Source organism: Thiorhodococcus minor (genome assembly GCF_010820565.1).
GTDB lineage: Bacteria > Pseudomonadota > Gammaproteobacteria > Chromatiales > Chromatiaceae > Thiorhodococcus > Thiorhodococcus minor.
On the sequence record NZ_JAAIJQ010000253.1, the window covers coordinates 1 to 1,349 of the forward strand.

1 protein-coding gene is annotated in these 1,349 nt (G+C 69.4%); it reads right to left on the minus strand.

Going from position 1 to position 1,349, the window contains the following annotated elements; genetic code table 11:
• Positions 1–1,349, minus strand: a 1,349-nt coding sequence (locus G3446_RS26730; protein WP_164456684.1) for a TraC family protein, incomplete at both ends; no start/stop codon positions are given.

The following is a 1,349-nucleotide window of genomic DNA, read 5'->3' on the forward strand; positions in this document are numbered from 1 at the left end:
GTCGTGGAGATCAGCTCATTGGTCAGAAAGGACTTGCCGGCACCCGACTGCGCGGCGATGCAGGCGTTGTAGTTGGAGGCCGAGTCGAACAGCGACAGATGCATCAGCTGCCCGCCGCGGCTGACGAGGTTGAGCACCGGGGTGCCGGTGCCCTTCCAGTCCCCATGCACCGGCATCAGCCGCACCGCGTGGCTCGCGGCCAGGGTGCGGTAGCGCTGCATGTCACGAATTGCGGTCCGATCCGCGCCGAAGGGCAGACAGTTCAAGAACAGCGGCAGGGTAAAGAAGCGGTCGCTCACCACCTGGAAGCCCAGCTCCCGCCAATAGGTGCGCAGGTTCGAGGCCGCGGCGGTCGCCTGCTCCTTGGGCGCGAAGAGCACCAGCCCCAGATGCGCCCGCACCGGGCGGTCCCCGGCATCGAGGCGCTCGAAGAGCACCCGAAAGCCCCGCGCCCGCTCGGTCAGGCGCGGCAGATAGACCGCGATCGGCCCGGTCGCCATGTTGGTCGCCCACTGACTCTGTGTCTGCAGCAGCGTCCGGGTGGTCTCCGGCTCGGGGAAATGCAGATTGAGACAGACCAGCAGGTTGTGCGGAATACCCCGTGTCCCCGAGAAGGGATCGCTCAGATAGCGCGCGGCCAGCCCGAAGTGCAGCCGGTCGGGAAAGCGCTTGACCGAGAGGGTCTGCACCCGGCAGTCCCCCAGCGTCAGTCCCTGGGCATCGACCTCGAGGGCCTGATCCGGATCGAGGAACTGCTCGCGCAGGATGCGCGTCGGGTCGGCCTCGGGCGTGACGCGCTCGCGCCAGGTCGCCTCCGGTGCCCAGTTGAGCAGGCCGTTCATCAGGCGGACCAGATCGCCCGCCATCAACGCTTGAGGCTGCAGCCCGACGGTGGCGAGCACCTGCTCGGTGTTCGCGCGCAGGTCGAGCGCGGCCTGATGGGACGCGGCGCTGGGTAGCGGACCAGGGAGCGGCAGCTTGACCGTCACCAGGACCTGGACGTCGCGCACCCGGGTCTCGGACTGGCGGATGAGGGGCGCCGCGACACCCGCGCGCAGGAAGGCCGCCCGCTCCGCGGTCGCCGCGCGCAGCAAGGGATGGCGCAGCTCGGCACGCAGGCCGCTCATCACCGCGAGTGGTCCCTCGATATCCGGGGAGGCCCATAGGATCACCTGCACCAGGGTCTCGCTGGGCCACTCCTGATTGACCAGCGCCGTGAGGCGGTCGGCATGGCCCTGATCGGCCCCGGCCAGAGGCTGGCAGCGCCACCCGAAGGCGAGGCTCTGATCGTCGAGCAGGAAGATGCCCTGCTCGGGGTCGCAGGCCAGGGTCGGGAAGAGTGCAGAGGC